At 65.5% G+C, this 6,952-nt stretch carries 5 protein-coding genes; 2 read left to right on the top strand and 3 right to left on the bottom strand.

The annotated features are described in order from the left end of the window. Positions 1 to 503 (top strand): methyl-accepting chemotaxis protein (locus IGW04_RS22625; protein WP_228527331.1); only part of this gene is annotated, 503 nt, incomplete at its 5' end. Positions 504 to 632: 129 nt separating this feature from the next. Here the strand turns inward: IGW04_RS22625 and IGW04_RS22620 are convergent. From IGW04_RS22620 to IGW04_RS22610, 3 genes are all read right to left on the bottom strand, one after another. Continuing rightward, positions 633 to 956: a hypothetical protein gene (locus IGW04_RS22620; RefSeq protein WP_194715366.1), complete on the bottom strand. Its 324-nt coding sequence runs from the start codon at positions 954 to 956 to the stop codon at positions 633 to 635. Between the two features lie 992 nt (positions 957 to 1,948). Continuing rightward, on the bottom strand, positions 1,949 to 2,371 hold the full coding sequence (locus IGW04_RS22615; protein WP_194715361.1) for a group I truncated hemoglobin: 423 nt from the start codon (positions 2,369 to 2,371) through the stop codon (positions 1,949 to 1,951). Positions 2,372 to 2,397: 26 nt separating this feature from the next. Continuing rightward, a complete protein-coding gene (locus IGW04_RS22610) occupies positions 2,398 to 3,258 on the bottom strand; it encodes a DUF3034 family protein (RefSeq protein ID WP_194715365.1) in 861 nt (286 codons plus the stop codon). 288 nt (positions 3,259 to 3,546) lie between these two features. Between IGW04_RS22610 and icmF the strand changes: the two genes are divergently transcribed. Beyond that, entirely contained in the window at positions 3,547 to 6,843 is a 3,297-nt protein-coding gene (gene icmF / locus IGW04_RS22605; protein WP_194715360.1) for a fused isobutyryl-CoA mutase/GTPase IcmF, read from the top strand. Positions 6,844 to 6,952 lie beyond the last annotated feature (109 nt).

The following is a 6,952-nucleotide window of genomic DNA, read 5'->3' as shown; positions in this document are numbered from 1 at the left end:
CCGAAGTGCGCAGCCTGGCGCAGAAGAGCGCGGCGGCGGCGCGCGAGATCAAGGGCCTGATCGGCGACTCGGTGGAGAAGGTCGAGGCCGGCAGCAAGCTGGTGGCGCAGGCTGGCAGCACGATCCGGGAAGTGGTGGCCAGCGTGCAGCGGGTGACCGACATCATGGCCGAGATCACCGCGGCCAGCAGCGAGCAGAGCGCCGGCATCGAGCAGGTGAACCAGGCCATTGCGCAGATGGACCAGGTGACGCAGCAGAATGCGGCGCTGGTCGAGGAAGCGGCGGCAGCGGCCGGTTCGATGCAGGAGCAGGCCTCGTCGCTGGCAGTGACGGTCGGCACGTTCAAGCTGTCGGCGGAGGACGCGGTTGCCGCCGTGCCGGCCGGCCGACCGGCCGCTGCGCAGGTTGCCGGCATCCCGCGTGCCGTGGCGGCCATTCCGGCAAGGGCGAAAGTGCCGGCTAGACGGGTTGCCGACCAGGGCGGCGACTGGCAGGAATTCTGATTTGCAGGCAGGACAAGCGTGTCGGGCGCGGGCGCATTTGCAGCGCCGGCCCGTCATTCGTGCGTCAGCCAGTGCCGGTGAAGGCGATGGCGCATCCCTCGGCTGCATCCTGACCGAAAAAGCCTCCCCTCAGGCACGGGCGCCGTTGAGCATCCGCGTGAGCAATGTCGGCCGCGCCGACGGCGCTGCCTGCTCGATATGCATGGCCCATTGTTCGGCCAGCTGGCTGCAGGTGCCCTGCAGCACTGGCGCCAGCTGCGGCAGCGCCGCCAGCGCCGCCAGCGCCTTCAGGTGGCGCTCGATCACCGAAGCCAGCTTCAGGCAAGGCCCGCCTTCGCGGGCCTGGGTGCTGTAGTGGGACATCAGGTGTAAGGCAGCCGACACCAGCAGCTCGGGCTGGGAGGCAACGGCAGACGAGTCAGGAAATTCGGACTTCAGGATGGCAGTGGGCATCATCATTCCTTTGCAAATGGCATGGTGGCTGGCTGCCGCTGTCGCGGGGGCTGGCTGTCAAGGGTTGAATAGCCTGAAGCGGCTAAACGGCTAAAGAATTAAGCATCCGGAGCTGTCAGGCCCCGGAAGATGAGAATTATTCTCATTTGAATTATTGACGATGAAGGATGGGATTGCAAGGGAAATAGTCAGGCGCATTGCAGGCTGCCGGTCGGGCGATGCTTACTGCCATTGCGCTGGCTGATTGAATCAGCCTGAGCATTGGATGCAGCCTGGATGCCACATCATCGGGGCGCGCCTTTTCGGCAAGAGCCTGGGGCGACTTGAGGCCAAGCTGGTCGATTGCGTCCTTATGGCGCGTGCTTGCGTCAGTGGAGTCCTGATAGTTGTAAAGGCGATCGGTTTGCTCCCCGCACCGACAATCTCGGCCAACAGGCGCTCTCCCATCGCGGCACCTTGCGGATTAGCGCGTTGCCGTAGCCGTTGCTTTTGTCGTGAAATCCCGTTGAGCGCGCCGTGTCAGCGGTGCCCGGAGCGGGAAAAGGTGCGGCGTCTGTCTGAGTGGAGCGCAGCGGAGCGAGTTTAGCCGCGCCCCGCTCCGGGCACCGCTGACACGGGAACCCCGCGCAGCGGGGCGCGATCACCGGGTCGCCTTTTTTGCCTCCTTTTTTGGCGAAGCAAAAAAGGAGGTCGCCCGCCGGGGCGAACACCCGGCTTGTCTCCACGGCAGTGCAATCGTGTTGCGTTACCCGGCAACGCACGGGCAGCATTGACGCTTTGTGCTTCAAGGGTAAAACAACATGGCAATGCAAGGCCTCAGCCTGATCGACCGCTTGGCGGAATGCCCCTGCGGGGTATTCCGCCCTACGACCTACCCTACGACAGGCGCCGCACCTTATCCGCTTCGGCCATCGCCCTCACGGCGCAATCAACGGGGCTGAACCGCAACTGTCGCTACCCGTACGGCAAAGCCTCCTCGCCCCCCAAGCACCCTACCTCGTCACCACATCCCTATGCATCGGCGCCAATCGCGCAAGCAACCGGTTCTGCACCCGCGACGGCACCCCGTTGCGCTCCATGGCCGCCTGCAGATCCTCCACCAGCGCATTGAAATGCGCATGGTTCAGCTTCAGGTCTTCATGGATGGTCTGCATGTCCTTGCCGCTGTACTTGCAGGGGCCGCCGGCGACATCGCAGAACTGCTCTTCCAGCTTTTCCGCCAAGTGCTCCAGGTCGACGCCGTCGAACGAGGCACTGATGCGGGCATCGGCCTGCACCGCCGGCAGCAGGTCGGCCACGATGCGGCGGATGCCGGCGCCGCCGCCCAGGTCCTGGTACAGGGCATCATCGGCGGCGAAGGCATGCAGGCTGCCCACGGCGAGCAGGACGGCGATCAGGGTGCGGAAGGATTGCATGGTCGGTAAGCGCTATGTGGAAGGATTCAGAAGCCGGCCTGCAGCGACAGGTAGACGCCTTTCTGCCGGGTCGGGTTGAGCACGGTGATGTCGCCCAGCGCCACCCAGGCGGCGGTCAGCGAGACATGCTTGGAGGGAAACCAGGCGACGAAGACGTCGTAGTAATCCTTTTCCCTGTCCACCGCCAGATTGCGCGGCTTCATCCGGTATTCGACGCCGCCCACCACGGTGCGGCTGAACAGGTAGGCGACCGAGCCTTCCAGCATCGGCTGGTAATGGTTGCCGCGCTCGCCGCCAAAGCCCAGCAGGCCCATCTGGTTGGCGCGGGTGGCGCGCAGCGTGCCGTTGATCAGCAGGCTCCTGTCCAGCAGGATGCGGGTGGCCGACAGGTAGACATCCACGCCATGGTCGCTGGCCGCGCCCAGCTGCTTCACATTGTCGACGCCGGCCAGGCCCGACACGCCCGTATTGCGCTTGGCCATCGCGCCGACGGCGATCTGCGGCAGCCAGCTGTCCTGTTCATACACCGCGTCGCCGGCCAGCCTGACCTTGACGCCGGCAATGTCCTGGCCGATGCGCAGGCCGTCGAGCGCGCCGTCGCTGCCGCGGAAGGTCTGGCGCGCCAGCGACAACTCCACCCGGTCGGCCAGGCCGACTGCCACGCCATGGCTGTCCAGGCCATAGTCCTGGGTCCGGATCGCCGTGGCATGCAGGTTGGCGCCATAGCTGTCGCGGGTGCCATAGCCTGTGATCAGCGCCCAGGGCGTCAAGCCGCCGCCGCCGGCGCCTTCAACCTGGCTCACGCCGCCCGTGGCCAGCAGCTTGCCCAGGTCGGGTGACGGAAGATCGGCGGCTTGGCTGGCGCCGGCGCACAGGGCGATGGCCATGGCGGCGGGGAAGGTGGTTCTCAGGCGGTAAGGAAGAGACATGGCGGGATTCAATATATTTCCTGTTTGCAATAGTAGCAAACGGGACGTTAATTCCGCCAGGAATCTTTTTTCTGATGACGCCATCCGGCTACACCCGGCATCCATGCCGTCCGGCGGCGCGCCGCTACCCTTTTCACGGCAGTTTGAGGCATACTCCTTGACGTTGACGTTGACGTTAACGTCAATTCCAGATCAATGCCATCCGCGCCGTCCTTGCCTGAGCGCTACAAGAATTCCGGAGACTCCATGACCGACCTGTCCGTTACCCAGAACCTTGCCGCCTGGAAGCCGGCCAACAAGGTGCGTTTCGTTACCGCCGCCTCGCTGTTCGACGGCCATGACGCGTCCATCAACATCATGCGCCGCATCCTGATGGCCAATGGCGCCGAGGTGATCCATCTGGGGCACAACCGCTCGGTCGACGACATCGTCACTGCGGCGCTGCAGGAAGACGCGCAGGGCATCGCCCTGTCCAGCTACCAGGGCGGCCATGTCGAGTACTTCAAGTACATGATCGACCTGCTCAGGCAGCGCGGCGGCGCGCATATCAAGGTGTTCGGCGGCGGCGGCGGCGTGATCGTGCCGGCCGAGATCGAGGAGCTGCATGCCTATGGCGTGACGCGCATATTCAGCCCGGAAGACGGCCAGCGCATGGGCCTGGTGGGCATGATCCAGTCCATGATCCAGGCCTGCGACACCGATCTCTCCTCCTATGCGCCGACCGCGCTGGAGGCGCTGCAGGGCGGCGACATCGCGCAGCGGCACCGGCCGCTGGCGCAGCTGATCACGGCGCTGGAAAACGGCAAGGCCGATCCCGCCCTGCCGGCGCAGCTGCGCGAGGCGGCAGCGGCCATCAATACGCCCACGCTGGGCATCACCGGCACCGGCGGCGCCGGCAAGTCTTCCCTGACCGACGAGCTGATCCGGCGCATCCGGCTCGACCAGGAGGATGACCTGAACATCGCCGTGATCTCGATCGACCCGTCGCGCCGCAAGTCGGGCGGCGCGCTGCTGGGCGACCGCATCCGGATGAATGCGATCGGTCCGTGGCAGGGCCAGAACCGGGTCTTCATGCGCTCGCTCGCCACCCGCGAGGCCGGCTCGGAAATCTCGGCCGCGCTGCCGGACGTGATCGCCGCCTGCAAGGTGGCCGGCTTCGACCTGGTCATCGTGGAAACCTCCGGCATCGGCCAGGGCGACGCCGCCATCGTGCCGCATGTGGGGCTGTCGATGTATGTGATGACGCCCGAGTTCGGCGCCGCCTCGCAGCTGGAAAAGATCGACATGCTGGACTTCGCCGACTTCGTCGCCATCAACAAGTTCGACCGCAAGGGCGCGCAGGATGCGCTGCGCGACGTGGCCAAGCAGTACCAGCGCAACCGCGAGCTATGGAGCAGCAAAACAGAGGACATGCCGGTCTACGGCACCCAGGCGTCGCGCTTCAACGACGATGGCGTGACCGCGCTCTACCAGGGCCTGCTGGCGCGCCTGAAGGACATGGGCCTGCCGGTGAAGCCGGGCCGGCTGGCGCCGGTGGCGGTGCGGTATTCCTCCGGACGCAATGCCATCGTGCCGCCGGCGCGCAGCCGCTACCTGGCCGAGATCGCCGACACCGTGCGCCACTATCACCGGTTCGCCGGCACCCAGGTGACGCTGGCGCGCCAGCGCCAGCAGCTCACCGAGTCGGCCCGCATGCTGGCCGAGGCGCAGGCCGACGCCGACGCCAACACGCTGTCTGCGCTGACCGACCTGGCCGACACCCGCGACGCCAGCATGGATGCCGGAGCGAAGAAGCTGCTGGCAATGTGGCCGGCGATGCAGGCCGCCTATGCCGGCGATGAATACGTGGTGAAGATCCGCGACAGGGAAATCCGCACCGGCCTGGTCCATGAAACCCTGTCCGGCAACAAGATCAGGAAGGTGGCGCTGCCGCGCTTCGAGGATCATGGCGAGGTGCTGCGCTTCCTGATGCTGGAAAACGTGCCCGGCTCCTTCCCGTACACCGCCGGCGTGTTCGCCTTCAAGCGCGAGAACGAGGACCCGACCCGCATGTTCGCCGGCGAGGGCGATGCCTTCCGCACCAACCGCCGCTTCAAGCTGGTGTCGCAGGGCATGGACGCCAAGCGGCTGTCCACCGCGTTCGACTCGGTCACGCTGTATGGCGCCGACCCGGCGCCGCGGCCCGACATCTACGGCAAGGTCGGCAACTCGGGCGTATCGATCGCCACGCTGGACGACATGAAGGTGCTGTACGAAGGCTTCGACCTGTGCAGCCCGAGCACCTCGGTGTCGATGACCATCAACGGCCCGGCGCCGACCATCCTGGCGATGTTCATGAACACCGCCATCGACCAGCAGCTGGACAAGTTCCGCGCCGACAATGGCCGCGAGCCGACCGACGACGAAGCCCAGAAGATCCGCGCCTGGGTGCTGCAGAACGTGCGCGGCACGGTGCAGGCCGACATCCTGAAGGAAGACCAGGGCCAGAACACCTGCATCTTCTCCACCGAGTTCTCGCTGAAGGTGATGGGCGACATCCAGGAATACTTCGTGCACCACCAGGTGCGCAATTTCTATTCGGTGTCGATCTCGGGCTATCACATCGCCGAAGCCGGCGCCAACCCGATCTCGCAGCTGGCCTTCACGCTGTCGAACGGCTTCACCTTCGTCGAGGCCTATCTGGCGCGCGGCATGCACATCGACGACTTCGCGCCCAACCTGTCCTTCTTCTTTTCCAATGGCATGGACCCGGAATACACGGTGCTGGGACGGGTCGCGCGCCGCATCTGGGCCGTCACCATGCGCGACAAGTACGGCGCCAACGACCGCTCGCAAAAGCTGAAATACCACATCCAGACCTCGGGCCGCTCGCTGCATGCGCAGGAAATCGACTTCAACGACATCCGCACCACGCTGCAGGCGCTGATTGCGATCTACGACAACTGCAATTCCCTGCACACCAATGCCTATGACGAAGCCATCACCACGCCGACCGACGAATCGGTGCGGCGGGCGCTGGCGATCCAGCTGATCATCAACCGCGAATGGGGCCTGGCCAAAAACGAGAACCCGAACCAGGGCAGCTACATCGTCGAGCAGCTCACCGACCTGGTGGAGGAAGCGGTGCTGCAGGAGTTCGAGCGCATCGCCGAGCGCGGCGGCGTGCTGGGCGCGATGGAAACCGGCTACCAGCGCGGCAAGATCCAGGAAGAGTCGCTGCTCTACGAGCACAGGAAGCATGACGGCAGCCTGCCCATCATCGGCGTCAACACCTTCCGCAATCCGCATGCGAGCAACGTGCCGCAGCAGATCGAACTGGCCCGCTCGACCGACGAGGAAAAGCAGTCGCAACTCGGGCGCCTGGCCGACTTCCAGCAACGGCACGCGGCCGAGGCCCCGGCCATGCTGCAGCGGCTGCAGCAGGCGGTGATCCACGACGAGAACGTGTTTGCCACGCTGATGGACGCGGTGCGCGTCTGCTCGCTGGGGCAGATCACCGAGGCGCTGTTCGAGGTGGGCGGACAGTACCGGCGCAGCATGTAAGGCGGGCGTCGTTCAGGGCGCGTGCTGACGACAGCGCTCTGAACGACGCATGGGCGACAGGCCTTGCACGCTGCGCCAGCGGGCGATGCAGCGACATGGGCTGTCGGCT

Origin of the sequence: Noviherbaspirillum soli (assembly GCF_015352955.1) — a bacterium.
GTDB lineage: Bacteria > Pseudomonadota > Gammaproteobacteria > Burkholderiales > Burkholderiaceae_D > Noviherbaspirillum_A > Noviherbaspirillum_A soli.
Note: the sequence above shows the minus strand (reverse complement) of the source record. Positions and strands in the feature narration are given on the sequence as shown.